At 67.4% G+C, this 14,359-nt stretch carries 15 protein-coding genes; 7 read left to right on the forward strand and 8 right to left on the reverse strand.

Features of this window, described 5'->3' with window-relative positions; all coding sequences use genetic code 11:
• The first annotated feature begins 5 nt into the window (after window positions 1-5).
• Complete coding sequence (locus CSC78_RS16400) at window positions 6-656, forward strand: YceH family protein (protein ID WP_162338938.1); 651 nt, start codon at window positions 6-8, stop codon at window positions 654-656.
• Window positions 657-659: 3 nt separating this feature from the next.
• Here the strand turns inward: CSC78_RS16400 and CSC78_RS16405 are convergent, their stop codons facing one another.
• Window positions 660-1,196: a DinB family protein gene (locus CSC78_RS16405; RefSeq protein ID WP_162338939.1), complete on the reverse strand. Its 537-nt coding sequence runs from the start codon at window positions 1,194-1,196 to the stop codon at window positions 660-662.
• Window positions 1,197-1,357: 161 nt separating this feature from the next.
• On the opposite strand from CSC78_RS16405, the gene CSC78_RS16410 reads away from it, so the two are divergent.
• The 3 genes from CSC78_RS16410 to CSC78_RS16420 all read left to right on the forward strand — a co-directional run bounded on the left by CSC78_RS16410 (window position 1,358) and on the right by CSC78_RS16420 (window position 4,145).
• Window positions 1,358-1,972, forward strand: coding sequence for a hypothetical protein (locus CSC78_RS16410; RefSeq protein WP_162338940.1), 615 nt, complete (start codon window positions 1,358-1,360; stop codon window positions 1,970-1,972).
• Window positions 1,973-2,080: 108 nt separating this feature from the next.
• Window positions 2,081-2,701, forward strand: coding sequence for a hypothetical protein (locus tag CSC78_RS16415; protein WP_162338941.1), 621 nt, complete (start codon window positions 2,081-2,083; stop codon window positions 2,699-2,701).
• 16 nt (window positions 2,702-2,717) lie between these two features.
• Window positions 2,718-4,145: a phospholipase effector Tle1 domain-containing protein gene (locus CSC78_RS16420; protein ID WP_162338942.1), complete on the forward strand. Its 1,428-nt coding sequence runs from the start codon at window positions 2,718-2,720 to the stop codon at window positions 4,143-4,145.
• Window positions 4,146-4,160: 15 nt separating this feature from the next.
• Here the strand turns inward: CSC78_RS16420 and CSC78_RS16425 are convergent, their stop codons facing one another.
• Genes CSC78_RS16425 through CSC78_RS16435 form a run of 3 tightly spaced genes read right to left on the reverse strand, consistent with a single transcriptional unit; the run spans window position 4,161 to window position 6,977 of the window.
• Entirely contained in the window at window positions 4,161-4,535 is a 375-nt protein-coding gene (locus tag CSC78_RS16425) for a VOC family protein (RefSeq protein WP_162338943.1), read from the reverse strand.
• Window positions 4,536-4,555: 20 nt separating this feature from the next.
• Window positions 4,556-4,942, reverse strand: a complete 387-nt coding sequence (locus CSC78_RS16430) for a hypothetical protein (protein ID WP_162338944.1) — start codon at window positions 4,940-4,942, stop codon at window positions 4,556-4,558.
• A gap of 58 nt (window positions 4,943-5,000) precedes the next feature.
• Complete coding sequence (locus CSC78_RS16435) at window positions 5,001-6,977, reverse strand: UvrD-helicase domain-containing protein (RefSeq protein ID WP_162338945.1); 1,977 nt, start codon at window positions 6,975-6,977, stop codon at window positions 5,001-5,003.
• 97 nt (window positions 6,978-7,074) lie between these two features.
• Between CSC78_RS16435 and CSC78_RS16440 the strand changes: the two genes are divergently transcribed.
• The 3 genes from CSC78_RS16440 (at window position 7,075) to CSC78_RS16450 (ending at window position 9,212) form a co-directional block, all read left to right on the forward strand.
• A complete protein-coding gene (locus CSC78_RS16440) occupies window positions 7,075-7,782 on the forward strand; it encodes a sel1 repeat family protein (protein WP_162338946.1) in 708 nt (235 codons plus the stop codon).
• 195 nt (window positions 7,783-7,977) lie between these two features.
• The gene (locus tag CSC78_RS16445) at window positions 7,978-8,553 is read left to right on the forward strand and encodes a sel1 repeat family protein (protein WP_162338947.1); all 576 of its coding nucleotides are present in this window, start codon (window positions 7,978-7,980) and stop codon (window positions 8,551-8,553) included.
• A 35-nt stretch (window positions 8,554-8,588) separates the two neighbouring features.
• The gene (locus CSC78_RS16450; RefSeq protein ID WP_162338948.1) at window positions 8,589-9,212 is read left to right on the forward strand and encodes a thymidine kinase; all 624 of its coding nucleotides are present in this window, start codon (window positions 8,589-8,591) and stop codon (window positions 9,210-9,212) included.
• A 6-nt stretch (window positions 9,213-9,218) separates the two neighbouring features.
• Here CSC78_RS16450 and CSC78_RS16455 read toward each other — a convergent pair whose 3' ends face one another.
• The 4 genes from CSC78_RS16455 to CSC78_RS16470 all read right to left on the reverse strand — a co-directional run bounded on the left by CSC78_RS16455 (window position 9,219) and on the right by CSC78_RS16470 (window position 14,349).
• The gene (locus tag CSC78_RS16455) at window positions 9,219-12,029 is read right to left on the reverse strand and encodes a serine/threonine-protein kinase (RefSeq protein WP_162338949.1); all 2,811 of its coding nucleotides are present in this window, start codon (window positions 12,027-12,029) and stop codon (window positions 9,219-9,221) included.
• A 24-nt stretch (window positions 12,030-12,053) separates the two neighbouring features.
• Window positions 12,054-12,620 carry an ECF-type sigma factor gene (locus CSC78_RS16460; RefSeq protein WP_162338950.1) on the reverse strand — a complete coding sequence of 189 codons (567 nt, stop codon included), beginning with the start codon at window positions 12,618-12,620 and terminating at the stop codon, window positions 12,054-12,056.
• A gap of 84 nt (window positions 12,621-12,704) precedes the next feature.
• Window positions 12,705-13,523, reverse strand: a complete 819-nt coding sequence (gene mutM / locus CSC78_RS16465; protein WP_162338951.1) for a bifunctional DNA-formamidopyrimidine glycosylase/DNA-(apurinic or apyrimidinic site) lyase — start codon at window positions 13,521-13,523, stop codon at window positions 12,705-12,707.
• Complete coding sequence (locus CSC78_RS16470) at window positions 13,516-14,349, reverse strand: ABC transporter ATP-binding protein (protein WP_162338955.1); 834 nt, start codon at window positions 14,347-14,349, stop codon at window positions 13,516-13,518. The genes mutM and CSC78_RS16470 overlap by 8 nt, the downstream gene beginning before the upstream one ends.
• Between the last annotated feature and the right edge of the window lie 10 nt (window positions 14,350-14,359).

Raw genomic sequence — 14,359 nt, forward strand, 5'->3', positions numbered from 1 at the left:
CCTCCATGGAAGACACCGCGCCCGTCCTGAATGCCGCCGAGGCCCGCCTGCTGGGCTGCCTGATCGAGAAGGAGGCGACAACGCCGGAAACCTATCCGCTGACGGTCAACGCCGCGCAGGCCGCCGCCAACCAGAAGACCGCGCGCGAGCCGGTGATGACGCTGGATCCGGGCGCGGTCAACCATGCGCTGCGGCAACTGGAGCAGAAGGGCCTGGCGAAGCAGGTGTTCTCCTCGCGCGCCGAGCGCTACGAACATCGCACGGCAGCGTTCTTCGGCATTCCACGGCAGCAGGCCGTGCTGCTGGGCCTGCTGATGCTGCGCGGCGCACAGACCGTGCACGAGCTGCTCGCGCGCAGCGAGCGGTTGTTCAAGTTCAACGACGCGGACGACGTACGCCATCACCTCGACCGGCTGATCCAGCGCGATGCCGCGCTCGTCGTGCAGATCCCGCGTGGTCCGGGCCAGCGCGAGGACCGCTATGCACACCTGTTGAGCGGGCCGGTGGATGTCGCGGCGATCACCGCGCGTGCGCCGTCGGCGTCCGCGGGAGAATCCGCGTCGCCCGAACTCGAGGCTCGCATCGCGGCGCTGGAGGCGGACGTCGCCACGCTCCGCGCGCAGCTCGACGCCCTGCTAGCCGCGCGGGGCAATTGAGCGTCAGCCCTCGTCGGGCACCAGCGCCAGCAGGTCGGTCACGCCCATGTCGACGCCCGCCTGCGACAGCAGCGTGGTGACCTGCCCGCGATGGTGGGTCTGGTGGTTGAACAGGTGCGTCGCCAGGCCCAGCACGCTGCGGGTGAAGGCCGTGCCCTTCGTGTTCGCATAGGTCAGCGATCCGCCCAGCCGTTCGGCCGTGAGCGTCGCCGCCCACTGCAGGATCAGCGCGTCCATCCATTCCCGGCGTTCGCGCAGCAGCGGCAACGTGGGATACGGGATCGCATCCAGTGCAGTCGGCATCGGTGTGTCGTCGAGTGCGGTGAGTACCCCGGGTGCCTCCGGTGCGGAGGCGAAGCGCTTCAGCCAGATCGTATCGGTCACCACCAGGTGGTTCAGCGTGCCGAGGATGGAGCCGAAGAACGCGCCGCGATCCGCCACCAGGGCTTCATGTGGCAACGTCGCCGCGGTGTCGTAGAGGCGCCGGTTCATCCACCGGTTGTAGGACGCGAGCAGCGTGAATCGGGTATCGCCTGTCATGTTCCTGCGCGCTCCCGGCGCTGGTTCACATTGATGATGGATGGGGTCGCGGGCCATTCGCCGGCACGAAAAAGGCACTACATGCGCTTACGCGCGGAGGGACGTTGCGCGCAGTGATCCCTCGCGCTACGTTCGCCTCGCCCCCGGCACGGAACGTTTTCATGGAACGACACCTCATGCGGAGCATCGCCACCAGCGCGCTGATCTCCGTCGCCACGACAGGATGCCACGCCACCATGGCTCAATCGAGCTCAGACAGTCCTTCTTCCGCGCTGCCGGAAGGCCACTACACCAACGTCGGCGCCGAGTGGCCGCTTAAGTTCAGGGCGCATTATTTCGGTGCTCACTGCTTTGACACCCAATCGTGCGAAATCCTCTATCGGGGCTTCCGTCACGGCACGGAAGACAGGCCTTCGCCGTCGGTCGAATCGTATGGGCGACCGCTCGAAAAGCTGCTGAGTGCGGGCCGTGGCCCCATTCCGAACTTCCCGCCTCCCGCTCGCGTCACGTGGCGCTCGAAGGACGGAACGCCGCTCGAGGCTGAAATCGATATCGGAGAGATCTTCCGGGATGAGCTGATCCGGCACCAAGTCGCGCGTGAAGATGCTCTGGATCCTGCAACCAGCGGAACGCCGCGAATCATCGTCGAGGTCAATGATCGGACCATCAACGTCTACATGCGGGACATGATCGCGTTGAAGAAACCGCAGTTTCCGGATCGCCCGCACAGTGACTTCCGCGACGACCTGATCAAGGTGTTCAGCCGTACCTACTGAGCAAGGAGCGCTCGCCATGCACTCGATCAGTCTTCATATCCCAGAATCGGATCATTCGAACGTCGGTGCCGCGATAGCATGGGGTCAACAGGGGGTTGGGATAGCGCCATGAATCGAAACAATCCCTGGACCATTGCCGGTAGCGCACTAGTCATCATCGCCACGACAGGATGCCACGCCACCATGGCCCCATCGAACTCGTCCGATTCTTCTTCCGCACTGCCGGAAGGCCACTACACCAACGTCGGCACCGAATGGCCGCTTAGGTTCAGGGCGCATTATTTCGGTGCTCACTGCTTCGACACCCAATCGTGCGAAATCCTCTATCGGGGTTTCAGGCATGGCGCGGAAGACAGGCCATCGCCTTCGGTCGAATCGTATGGACGACCGCTCGACAAGCTGCTGAGTGCGGGGCGCGGCCCCATCCCGAACTTCCCGCCTCCGGCCCGCGTCACCTGGCGCTCAAAGGATGGGACGCCGCTCGAGGCCGAGATTGATATCGGAGAGATCTTCAGGGATGAGCTGATCCGGCACAATCTCAAGGAAGACGAAGTATCTGAGCGAGGACCGGGGCCGGGATCGCTGCCTGCCATCATCCTCGAGGTCAACGATCGCGCCATCAGCGTCTACATGAGGGCACACATATCCACCAGGCAGTTGCAAACGCCAGGGAATCGGCACAGCGACTTCCGGAACGATTTGATCAAGGTATTCAGTCGGAACTACTGAGCAAGGAGTGCTCACCATGCAGTCGAGTGAAGAGGCGCGGGATCGGGACGGCAAGATCGAGGTGGAGCGAACCGGGGACGCGGGTCGCGAAAATTTTCGTCAAGCCGAAGCTTATCTTGCCAAGCTGAGGGTTCCCCTGTTTCTCCGCGACGGAAGTCCACACGAGCGTTTGTATATCGCTGGTATGGACGGTACCGGGAACAGCATGTTTGACGATGATCCCGCGCAATGGAGCACGATCGCGAAGATCTACAAGCGGATTGAAGAGGCCAGGCCGCCCGGAGTGGCGGCGGGCTATGTGGAAGGTACGTTTACGCAGAATGGATTGCTCAGGACGCCAGAGAAGTTGTTTGACGGGCCATTCGGTCACACCTTCGACGAGCGGGTCGAGACGGCTTACTTCAAGTTCTGCGTGCAGGCCAAGGAACGGCTTAGGGAGGATCCCGAAGCGCAGATCCGCGTCGCCGGTATCGGGTTCAGTCGTGGCGCGGAAGAGATAGCGGCGCTGGAGCGCATGATTGATGTGCGTGGGATACGCGATCCGGATGACGCGGAGTATCGGTTGAATGGGGAGAACCTGATCACCCGCATCGAGTACGCCGACCGACCGCTGCTCGTGCAGCCAGGCCTGACGCCGCAAGTGGCGCTGCTGATCGATCCCGTTCAAACGGGCGTCGGGGAGCATGATCGCCGCTTGCCTCCCTCGACCCTGAAAACGTTCCAGCTGACGGCAGAAAACGAGCGTCGTGATTTATTCAAGGTCACCCTGCACGTGCCGCTGGGGTTCAGTGAAGACGATCGCAGCCTCAACCTTGCCCGCCCCGGATCTCATGGAAACATGGCGGACACGCGCTTGCGTAATGGATTAGGTATCGAGAACTACAATTTGAGCGTCGAGTTCCTCAACCGGCTCAGCGACACGCCCTATCTGGAGAAGCGTCCGCTTCCAACCGATCCCGAGCAATACGTCATCCACCGCTCCGACCAGCACATGGGTGGCTTGTACGGCACGCGCGGCTACGACCGCGACGGCATCCGCGACCAGGTGAACACACTGGCGCCGGAGCGGCTTTGCCGGCGTGGCGTGGTGGACGACTGCAATCGCAAGGAACCGATCGATGAAGCGCTCGACGCGCAATTCGAACGCCGCTCCGGGGTATCACCGCCGGCGCCGGATAAGGTGATGCAGCCCGATGCGGGAGACCGCTCCACGTGGCCCGGGCTCAACGATCTGGTGGAGCAGGCCTCGCGTGCGGCGGCGGTGATGGGAAGCGATCCGATGTCTGCCGTTGTCTCGGAGTATCTGAGCGGTCCGTGGGCGCGTCAGTTCCAGGCCGATGTCGAGCGCGCGCTGGCGGCACGCGAAGGGCAGCCGTTGCACATGACGCTGCCGCAAGCGTCACCTGTCGAGCCCGCACGCGAGTCCCCCGTGCCGGTGCGCTGAGCGGACACGGGCGCGCTACCGCTTCTCTTCCATCAATCCCACCAGGTTGCCATCCGGATCGCGCAGGAAACCGGTCCACAGTTCGTGGTCCGGCATCCGCGCCGCGAGCTGCGGCGGACGCTCTTCCGTCGCGCCGCGTGCGACCAGCGCGGCCTGCGTGGCGACGATGTCGTTCACGGTGAAGTAGAGGATCGAGTTCGCGCCGACGGCGCCTACGCCCTGCGGCGTGGTCAGCATCAGGCGCACATCGCCGGCTCGCAGGAAGGCGAGCGTCGGCGCGGGCTGGAACAGGAAAGTCAGTCCCAGTGCGTCCCGGTAGAACGCCAGCGCGGCATCGACATCGCCGACGGTGATGGCGATCTGGTGGATGTGGGAGAGGTGGGGCTCCATCGCTACGTCTCCTTCTGCCGTCACTTCGGCCGCCGGCTGCTACGCAACAGGAACAGGCTGCCGACGAGCATGCCCGCGAGCGATGCGCCGAGGCCGAGCCCGAACCCGACCACCACGTCCGCGACCGCCAGTCCAGGACCGGCGACGCCGCGCGCGGCATCCAGCGCGAGCCGCACGAGTACCGCGGCCGGCACCGCCAGCGCGATCAGCAGCCACAGCGTCAGGAAACGTCCGGTGCCGAAGGCCCGCAGCAGCATCGCGATCACGCCGACGGCGACGAGTCCTGGGCCATAGAGTGCGCGCGGCAGGCCGGCCAGTTCCGGCGGCAATTGCCAGTACGGAAAGCCAACGCCGACGAGGGCGATCAGGAAGCCGATCCACCGCCAAGCCTTGCTGTCGCGCGTCATGCCCAGGTCCACCGGAGTGCGATGCCGCGCAGCGTAGCGCAACCGCCGCCGTTGTGGGTCAGTCGAACATCGCCTGGATCGCCGCCAGGCCGGCGCTGGCGCGCTCCTTCTTGCGTTCCGCATCGGCGACCGGATCGGCGCCGTCGCGTTGCAGTTCGTCCGCCGGCAGCTCGTCGAGGAAGCGGCTCGGCTGCAGGCGCATGCGCTCGCCGAAGCGGCGCGTCTCGCGGTTGTGGCTGAGCCACAGCTGTTCCTTCGCCCGGGTGATGCCCACGTACATCAGGCGCCGCTCTTCCTGCAGATTGCCTTCCTCGACGCTGGTCTCGTGCGGCAGCGTGCCGTCCTCGCAGCCCACGATGAAGACGTAGCGGAATTCCAGTCCCTTCGCCGCGTGCAGGCTCATCAGGCGTACCTGGTTGCCGCCGTCGTCCTTGTCGTTGCGCGACAGCAGCGCCAGCTGCGCGGCGAGGTCGCCGGCCGAACTGCCGCGCGGCCCGCCCTCGAACCAGTCGGCCAGTTCGTCGAGGTTGGCGCGACGGCGCTGGAACGAGGCCTCGTCCTTGCACTGCGAACGCAGGTCCGCCAGCAGGCCGGAGCGTTCGCTCAGGCGGCGGACCAGGTCGGCCGGGGGCAGTTCCTCGGCATGCCGGCGCAGGTCGCGCACGATGTCGACGAAAGCGCTGAGACCATTGGCCGCGCGTGGCGGCAAGGCCTTCAATGCGCCCATCGATTCGGCCGCGCGCGACAGCGGCAGGTGCGCGTGCTGGGCCATCTCGGCGAGCTTCGCCAGCGAGGTCGCGCCGACCTCACGTTTCGGCGACTGCACGGCGCGCAGGAAGGCCGCATCGTCGTCCGGGTTCACCAGCAGGCGCAGCCACGACATCGCGTCCTTCACTTCCTGGCGTTCCAGGAAGGCGGTGCCGCCGGTCAGGTGGTAGGGGATGCGCAGCAGCTGCAGCGCCTTCTCCAGCGCACGCGACTGGTGGTTGCCGCGGAACAGGATGCAGAAGTCGCTCCAGGCCGCGCTCTTGGATACCTGCACGAAGGCGATCTCGGCGGCGACCTTCTCCGCCTCGTGCTCGTTGTCGCGGCATTCCCACACGCGAATGCGCTCGCCGTCGGCCTGGTCGCTCCACAGCGCCTTCGGATGCTCGTGCGGGTTGTTGGCGATCAGGGCATTGGCGGCACGCAGCACGCGGTTGCTGCAGCGGTAGTTCTGTTCCAGCTTGATGATCTGCAGGGCCGGATAATCCTTCGCCATCTGCAGCAGGTTGTCGGGATTCGCGCCGCGCCAGGCGTAGATGCTCTGGTCGTCGTCGCCCACGCAGGTGAAGTCGCCGCGCTCGCCGGCGATCGCCTTCAGCAGGCGGTACTGCGCATCGTTGGTGTCCTGGCATTCGTCCACCAGCAGGTAGCCGATACGCTCGCGCCACGCCGCGGTGATCTCCGGATTGCCTTCCAGGATCTGCACCGGCAGCCGGATCAGGTCGTCGAAGTCCACCGCATTGAACGTGGTCAGCCGGTCCTGGTAGCGCTGGTACAGCAGCGCCGCGCCCTTCTCGCGGTTCGTGCGCGCTTCGGCGAGCGCTTCTTCGGGCGACAGTCCGGCATTCTTCGCGCGTGAGATCAGGTTCTTCGCCGCCTCGACGTCGTCGGGCTTGGCACCGTACATCAGGTCCTTGACCTGCGCGTGGGCATCGTCGGCGTCGAAGATGGAGAAGCCGCGCTTCAGGCCGACCGCGGCGTGTTCGATCTGAAGGAACTTCAGGCCCAGCGCGTGGAAGGTGCAGATGGTCAGCCCTTCGGCCGCATCGCCCTTGATCCGCTTGGAGACGCGCTCGCGCATTTCCTTGGCAGACTTGTTGGTGAAGGTGATCGCCGCGATCCGGCGCGCCGGGAAGTGGTTGCCCGCGATCAGGTGCGCGATCTTCTCCACGATCACCCGCGTCTTGCCGCTGCCGGCGCCCGCGAGCACCAGCAGGGGGCCCTTGCTGTGCAGGACGGCGGCGCGTTGGGGGGGGTTGAGACCGTGCATGGGACGTACTTCTGCGTAGGCCATCAGTTTACAGACAACCGCGTTGCGCTTCTCCTAGCATGCGTCATCCGGTGCCACAGGACGCAGGTCGATCGCCATGAACGTCTTCTTACGCTGCGCCGCCGCCGCTCTCGGCGCCATGCTGGTGCTGGGGCAGGCCTTTGCCGGGGACGCGGAGATCGATCCCGCCGTGCTGACCGAAGGTTTCCTGGCCGCGCATCCGGACCTGCGTTGGCGGGCCGAGGGGGTGCGCTCGTACGACCGCAAGGAATACGCCGTCGCATTGACGGAGTTCAAGCGTGCGGCCCACTACGCCGACAAGGCGTCCCAGGCGATGATCGCCGAGATGTACTGGAGCGGCACCGGCGTCGAGATGGATCGGCCGCTTGCCTATGCCTGGATGGATATTGCGGCCGAACGCCAATACCACGATTTCCTGGTGAGGCGCGAAGGCATGTGGGCCGACTTGAGCGAAGAGGAGCGGCGCGACGCGATCACGCGGGGACAGGCCGTCCTGGCGGACTACGGCGACGACATGGCCAAGCCGCGGCTGGAGAAGGTTCTCCGCCACGGGCAGCGGAATGTCACGGGAAGCCGCGTCGGCTACGTCGGCAATCTCACCATCATCCCCAACACGGGCCCGCTGGCGGGCACCGGCATGACGTTGACCGGCGAACAGTACTACGCCGCCAAGTACTGGCAGCCCGAGCAGTACTGGCGATTGCAGGACGCCATCTGGAAAGCGCCGCTCGAAGGGCGGGTGCGGGTGGGGGAAGTCGAAACGGTGGATGCTCCCGAGAATTGATACGCTGGCGCGGTCTGCAAACGGATCCAGGAGGGATGCATGGGCATCGGACGTTCTTCGTGCTGCGCCTTGCTGTCTGCGGGCCTGGCATTGACAAGCATCGGGGTCGCAAGGGCGCAGGACGCCAGCGGCCCGTTCACGCGCAAGCAGCAGTTCGCGTTCAGTAGCAGGGCGTTCCTCAACGCCCATCCCGACATGAAACATCGGAAGCTCGGATGGGATGCGTATGCGGCCGGAGATTTCGTCCTGGCGCGAGCCGAGTTCCTGAAGGCTGCCTGGTACGGGGACAAGCCGTCGCAGGGCATGCTGGCGGAGATGGAGTGGAAAGGCGAGGGCGCCGATGCCGACCGGGCATCGGCATACATGTGGGCCGACCTTGCGGCACAGCGCGGTTATGTCCTGTTCGTCGCGGTACGCGAGCGCTATTGGCGCCAGTTGAGCGAGGAGGAGAAGGAGCGTGTGGCGCAGGAAGGCGCGCGGCGCATGGCGGATTACGGCGATGCGGTGGCGAAGGAGCGTTTGGCCAGGGAGATGCGGCGGCATGCATGGGACATCAAGCGCTCGGCCTGGACGGCGGCTCCCCCCCGCTGGGTGGTCATCTACGACGAGCACGGTGTGCCGACACGCATCGAGGGGAGCCGGTACTACGCCCCCGCGTTCTGGGAACCGGAAAAGTACCAGGCCTGGCAGGACGCGCAGTGGAAGGATCCGCCCAAGGGCCGTGTCGATGTGGGCGAGATCGAGAAGGTGCCCCGACAGGCCGGCGAGTAGGCGCCTGGTCCGGGGAGCGCGCTTACAATGACGACATGGCCAAACTGTACTTCTACTACTCGGCGATGAACGCCGGAAAGACCACCACGCTGCTGCAGTCCGCGCACAACTACCGCGAGCGGGGGATGCGCGCGGCGATCCTGACGCCGCGGCTGGACGACCGTGCCGGAAGCGGCGTGGTGGCGTCGCGCATCGGGTTGCGCGCCGAAGCGGTGGCGTTCGACCGGCATGACGATCTGGAGCGGTGGGTGCGCGACGACATCGCCGCGCACGGCAAGCTCGACTGCGTGCTGGTGGACGAAGCGCAGTTCCTGACCCGTGCGCAGGTGTGGCAGCTCAGCGACGTGGTGGATGCGCTGCGCATTCCGGTGCTGTGTTATGGCCTGCGCACCGATTTCCGCGGCGAACTGTTCGAGGGCAGCCAGTACCTGCTGGCCTGGGCCGACGAGATGAGCGAGATCAAGACGATCTGCCATACCGGCAAGAAGGCGACCATGACCGTGCGCGTCAACGAGCAGGGGCTGGCCGTGCAGGACGGGCCGCAGGTGGAGATCGGCGGCAACGAGCGCTACGTGTCGGTCAGCCGTGCCGAGTTCAAGAAGATCGCGCGCGGGAAAGGCCGCATCGAGTCCCAGCAGCAGTCGCTGCCGCTGGCGTAAGCCGCCTCAGTGGCAGGCGGCGCGGATGTCGGCGGCTTCGCGGGGAATGACGCCGCCATCCGGCTGCGCTGCGCGCAACTCGCCCACCAGGGCATCGAGCTCGTTGCGGCCACGGTCGCGTTCGCGCCCGCCGAGGCGGCAGTGCGCTTCGCCGAGATAGGCGCGCGCTTGCCAGCGCAGCTTCGGTGCCTCGCTGCCGCCGCCTTCGTGGCGAGCCAGCCGCTGCAGCGTGGCGAGGGCATCCGCCGGCCGGCCCAGGCGGGTGAGGTGGCGTGCCATCGACAGTTCCGCGAACCAGGTGCGTGGGTGGTTCGGACCGAAGCCGACGCGGGTGAGCCGCACGGCGCGATCGAAATGCTCCGTCGCTGATTCCAGCTTGCCCTGCGCGGCCAGGACTTCGCCGATCATGCGATCGGTTTCGCCGACGAGCGCATGGCTGGCGCCGATCGTGCGGACGCGGATCCGGCGTGCTTCTTCCAGGGCGGCAAGCGCCTCGGCGTCACGACCGGCGCCGTGCAGCACCATGCCGTAATTGAACAGGCTACTCGGCAGGAGCTGCTCGTTGTCCAGGCGGCGCAGGATATCGACGGCGTGACCGACGTCGCGCGTGGCGGCTTGGTAGTCGCCACGCTCCCACGCGATGATGCCCAGCGAGTTCCAGCTGGCCGCGGCATCGCGATGCTGCGGGCCTACCGTCTGCAGCGTCAGCGCGTGCAGTTCGCGCATTTCCGCCTCGGCGCGGTGCAGCTGCCCGAGATCGACATGGATGGCCGCCACTTGCCGGCGCACGGCCTGGGTGATCGGGTGTTGCGGTCCGTGGATGTCCTGCGCCAGGTCGCGCGCGCGCTCGAAATTCGCCAGCGCGGCGTCGGTCTCGCCGCGGTTGCGATAGAGGATGGCCAGGCTGCGCAGGATCTCCACGGCCAGCGGGTGCCGCGCGTGACCATGCGCCTGCAGGTGCGCGAGCGCCGCCCGGTAGCCGCGGGCACCAGCCTCGGCATTGCCCAGTTCCACATCGAGCTGCGCCAGATCGCGCATGTTCTCGGCGACCCCGGCTTCGTCCTTCAGGCCACGACGGATCTCCAGCGAACGGTCGAACATCTGGCGCGCGACCTGCTTCTCGCCGGCATCCGCGCGGCAGCGCCCGTTCTGCGACTGGAACTCGGCCACGCGCAAGGGCAGCCGCGATTCGAGCGCGCCCAGGCGTGCCTCCATCGGGACCATGGCCTGCACGCACTGGCGCGAGCGGCCGAGCAGACGCAGCACGCGACCGTGCTGCGTGGCCGCCTGCAGGCGCAGGCTGTCGGGGACATCGTCGGTCGCCGCCAGCACGCGCGCCTGTTTCTCCAGCAGGGCGAGCGATTCGTGGTAATCGCCCAGGCCCAGCCGCAGGCGTGCGATCACGCCCAGCAGTTCCGCCTGCGCGCGCGGCTCGTTGGCCAGTTCGCGTTCGCCGCGGCGCTCGCCCGCCGCCAGCAGTTCGCGCGCATCGAAGGTGCTGCCCTGCTGCGACGCGCTGGCGTTGTCGAACAGGCCGATCACGAAGTCCTGCATCGCCTGCGCGCGCGCGGTCTCGCGCATCGCCTGGCGTCCCTGCCACACGCTGGCCGCCAGCGCGGCGACCAGCACGGTGGTGGCCAGGCCACCCATGGCCAGCGCCCAGCGGTGGCGCACCAGGTACTTGTGCACGCGATAGCCCACGCTCTGCGGACGCGCGTGGACGGGGCGTCCTTCGATATGCCGCTGCAGGTCCAGCGACAGCGCCTCGACCGACGCGTAGCGTTGCTCCGGCGCCTTCTGCAGGGCCTTGAGCGTGATGTTGTCCAGGTCGCCCGCCAGCTTGCGCGCCGTGCGGCGCGCATCCGGATCCTGGTTGCGGCTGCCGTCGGTGGTGCGCAGTGTGGCGACCGAGGGCTTGAGCGGCTCCACCGCCAGGATGGCCTGCTCCCACTCGGCGTCGGTCTGCCGGCGCAGGCGGTACGGCTTGGTGCCGGCGATCAGTTCGTACAGCACCACGCCGAGCGAATACACGTCGGTCATGGTGGTGACGAGCTCGCCGCGCACCTGTTCCGGTGCCGCGTAGTGCAGGGTGAAGGCGCGCACCTCGGTGCGTGGATGCACCGCCACCGGCTCGGGGTCGTCGAGGAGCTTGGCGATGCCGAAGTCCAGCAGGCGCACGTCGCCGGTCGGTGTGACGAGGATATTGGACGGCTTGAGGTCGCGGTGGACGATCAGGTTCGCATGCGCATGGCTGACCGCTTCGCAGACCTGCAGGAACAGCGCCAGCCGCGCTTCCAGCCCGATGTTGTTGGCCAGGCAGTAGTCGGTGATCGACACGCCTTCCACGTACTCCAGCGCCAGGTAGGGCTGGCCCTCGCTGCCGACGCCGGCATCAAGCAGGCGCGCGATGTTGGGGTGTTCCAGCCGCGCCAGGATTTCGCGTTCGCGGGTGAAGCGCAGGCGCAGGTTGGGGTCGGCCAGACCGGGGCGCAGCAGTTTCAGCGCGACGCGGCGCTGGTACAGGCCGTCGGCACGCGATGCCAGCCACACCATGCCCATGCCGCCTTCGCCGAGCAGCGATTCCAGCTGGTAGGGGCCGACGCGGGTGCCCGGCTTCAGCTGGCCGGGCTTGTCGACCAGCGGCTGGTCGATGAAGCCGTCGCCTTCCTCCTCCAGCGCGAGCAGCTTCTCGAGTTCTTGAGCGGTGTCCGGATCATCCGCGCGCAGGATCTCGAGTTGTTCCGCACGCGCCTCGGGCTCCAGCTCGAGCAGGACGTCCAGCAGCGGGGACAGGCGTTTCCAGCGTTCGACGTCCATCGGCGCGGTGCGGGTGGAGCGGGCTCAGCTGTCCGCCATCGCCGACAGCAGGAACAGGCGGGCTTTCTGCCAGTCGCGGCGGATGCTGCGCTCGGAGCGCTGCAGCAGCTCGGCGATCTCCAGTTCCGACAGGCCGGCGAAATAGCGCATCTCCACCACCTGGGCCAGGCGCTCGTCGGCGGCGGCCAGCTTCTCCAGCGCGTCGTTCAGCGCCAGCATGTCCTCGTCCAGGCGCAGGTTGCCTTCGACTTCTTCCGGAATGTCGGCCACGCGCTTGAGGTCGCCACCGCGCTTGCGCGCCAGCCGGCTGCGGGCGTAGTCCACCACCACGCTGCGCATCGAAGAGGCGGCATAGGCGAAGAAGTGGGCGCGGTCCTCGAACTTGGCCGTGCCGGTGGAACCGAGCAGCTTCAGGTAGGACTCGTGCACCAGCGCGGTCGCGTCCAGCGTGTAGCCGTGCTGTCCCGACAGCTGGCGGCGCGCCATGGTGTGCAGTTCCTGGTACAGCGTGGCCAGCACGCGGTCCAGCGCGGCGCGGTCGCCGCCACGGGCCGAATCCAGCCACAAGGTGATGTCAGGTGCGTCGGCCATCCGTCTTCCCCACGAGCCAAGGGCGGGAATATAACGTCATTTACCTCACATGACGTGAGGACGGGGCCAGCCCCTCAGGGGGGGTCAGCGCTGGCAATGCCCGCACCAGACCGTGGCCCGCTGGCCGATGCTGGCCTGTTTCATCGGCCGGCCGCAGCGCGGGCAGGGTTCGCCGCCCCGGCCGTACGCCGACAGCTCCTGCTCAAAGTAGCCCGGCGCCCCGTCCGGGCTCAGGAAGTCCCGCAGCGTGGTGCCGCCCCGGGTGATCGCGTACGCCAGGATGTCCTTCACCGCCGCCGCCAGCGCCACGTACCGGTCCCGCGAGACCTTGCCGGCCGTCCGCAGCGGCGAAATGCCGGCGCGGAACAGGCTCTCGGCCGCATAGATGTTGCCCACGCCCACCACCACCGCCTGGTCCATCAGGAAGGTCTTCACCGGTGCCTTGCGGCCGCGGCTCAGCTCGAAGAGGTAGTCGCCATCGAAGTCGTCCGACAGCGGTTCCGGTCCAAGCCCCTGCAGCAGCGGGTGGATCTCACCGGAGGGCTGCCACAGCAGGCAGCCGAAGCGGCGTGGATCGTTGAAGCGCAGCACGCGGTGTTCCTTGCCCTGCAGCGCGATGTCGACGTGGTCGTGTGCGGTCACCGGCGTGTCGGCCGGCAGCACGCGCAGGCTGCCGGACATGCCCAGATGCAGCAGCGCGCTGCCGGCGGCCGTGTCCACCAGCAGGTACTTGGCGCGCCGGCGCACGGCGTCGATGCGCTGGCCGGGCAGGTCCTGCACGATCTCCGCCGGGATCGGCCAGCGCAGGTCCGGGCGGCGCAGCGTCACCGCCTGGACGCGGCGCCCCTCGATGTGCGGCGCCAGGCCGCGGCGGGTGGTCTCGACCTCGGGCAGCTCAGGCATGACCGGGCACCGCGCTGTAGAAGCCGTCCTCGCAGCGCACGCGCACGGGTCCGCCGAACGCATGGCTGAGATGCGCATCGGTCAGCGTCGCCGCGCGGTCGCCGTCGGCATGGACCGCGCCGTCGCGCAACAGCAGCACGCGGTCGATCTCGGGAATGATCTCTTCGATGTGGTGCGTCACCAGCACCAGGGTGATCCCGCGCTGCGCCAGCAGGCGCATCAGCCCCAGGAAGTGCTGCCGCGCCACCAGGTCCAGGCCGGCGGTGGGTTCGTCCAGCAGCAGCGCCTGCGGTTCGTGCACCAGCGCACGCGCGATCAGCACGCGCCGCATCTCGCCGGTGGACAGCTCCGCGACAGGGCGGTCGGCCAGCGTGGACGCACGCACCTGCTCCAGCGCATCGCGCGCCCGCGTGCGCATGCCGGCGTCGATCTGTCGGTGCGGCGGCACCACGAAGCTGGAGAAGAAGCCGGTGACCACCGCATCCTCCACGCACAGGTAGGGCATCTGCTGCAGGTCGCGGGTCAGGTCGCTGGTCACCACGCCAAGGCGGTTGCGCAGCTCGTTGACGTTCCAGCGGCGCAGGCCGAACACCTTCACCGGCGCATCGCCTTCGCGCGCCAGCGGATACAGCTCGCGGTTGATCAGCTTGATGAAAGTCGACTTGCCGCCGCCGTTCGGCCCGAGGATCGCCGTGTGCTGGCCCAGCGGAATGGTCAGCGACAGGTTGTGCAGCACGCGGGTGGCGCCACGCACGACGGTGGCACGGTCGAGTTCGAACAGGGGCGCGGTCGCCGCGGCCGTGGCAGGGGAGGCAGGCAGGTTCATCGGGGCGGGG

Origin of the sequence: Pseudoxanthomonas japonensis (assembly GCF_010093445.1) — a bacterium.
GTDB classification, from domain to species: Bacteria; Pseudomonadota; Gammaproteobacteria; order Xanthomonadales; family Xanthomonadaceae; genus Pseudoxanthomonas_A; species Pseudoxanthomonas_A japonensis.

What these genes read in the sequence shown, in the direction of transcription:
- CSC78_RS16400 (WP_162338938.1), top strand. Translation starts at nt 6, where the DNA reads ATGGAAGACACCGCGCCCGTCCTGAATGCCGCCGAGGCCCGCCTGCTG.
- CSC78_RS16405 (WP_162338939.1), bottom strand. Translation starts at nt 1,196, where the DNA reads ATGACAGGCGATACCCGATTCACGCTGCTCGCGTCCTACAACCGGTGG.
- CSC78_RS16410 (WP_162338940.1), top strand. Translation starts at nt 1,358, where the DNA reads ATGGAACGACACCTCATGCGGAGCATCGCCACCAGCGCGCTGATCTCC.
- CSC78_RS16415 (WP_162338941.1), top strand. Translation starts at nt 2,081, where the DNA reads ATGAATCGAAACAATCCCTGGACCATTGCCGGTAGCGCACTAGTCATC.
- CSC78_RS16420 (WP_162338942.1), top strand. Translation starts at nt 2,718, where the DNA reads ATGCAGTCGAGTGAAGAGGCGCGGGATCGGGACGGCAAGATCGAGGTG.
- CSC78_RS16425 (WP_162338943.1), bottom strand. Translation starts at nt 4,535, where the DNA reads ATGGAGCCCCACCTCTCCCACATCCACCAGATCGCCATCACCGTCGGC.
- CSC78_RS16430 (WP_162338944.1), bottom strand. Translation starts at nt 4,942, where the DNA reads ATGACGCGCGACAGCAAGGCTTGGCGGTGGATCGGCTTCCTGATCGCC.
- CSC78_RS16435 (WP_162338945.1), bottom strand. Translation starts at nt 6,977, where the DNA reads ATGCACGGTCTCAACCCCCCCCAACGCGCCGCCGTCCTGCACAGCAAG.
- CSC78_RS16440 (WP_162338946.1), top strand. Translation starts at nt 7,075, where the DNA reads ATGAACGTCTTCTTACGCTGCGCCGCCGCCGCTCTCGGCGCCATGCTG.
- CSC78_RS16445 (WP_162338947.1), top strand. Translation starts at nt 7,978, where the DNA reads ATGAAACATCGGAAGCTCGGATGGGATGCGTATGCGGCCGGAGATTTC.
- CSC78_RS16450 (WP_162338948.1), top strand. Translation starts at nt 8,589, where the DNA reads ATGGCCAAACTGTACTTCTACTACTCGGCGATGAACGCCGGAAAGACC.
- CSC78_RS16455 (WP_162338949.1), bottom strand. Translation starts at nt 12,029, where the DNA reads ATGGACGTCGAACGCTGGAAACGCCTGTCCCCGCTGCTGGACGTCCTG.
- CSC78_RS16460 (WP_162338950.1), bottom strand. Translation starts at nt 12,620, where the DNA reads ATGGCCGACGCACCTGACATCACCTTGTGGCTGGATTCGGCCCGTGGC.
- mutM (WP_162338951.1), bottom strand. Translation starts at nt 13,523, where the DNA reads ATGCCTGAGCTGCCCGAGGTCGAGACCACCCGCCGCGGCCTGGCGCCG.
- CSC78_RS16470 (WP_162338955.1), bottom strand. Translation starts at nt 14,349, where the DNA reads ATGAACCTGCCTGCCTCCCCTGCCACGGCCGCGGCGACCGCGCCCCTG.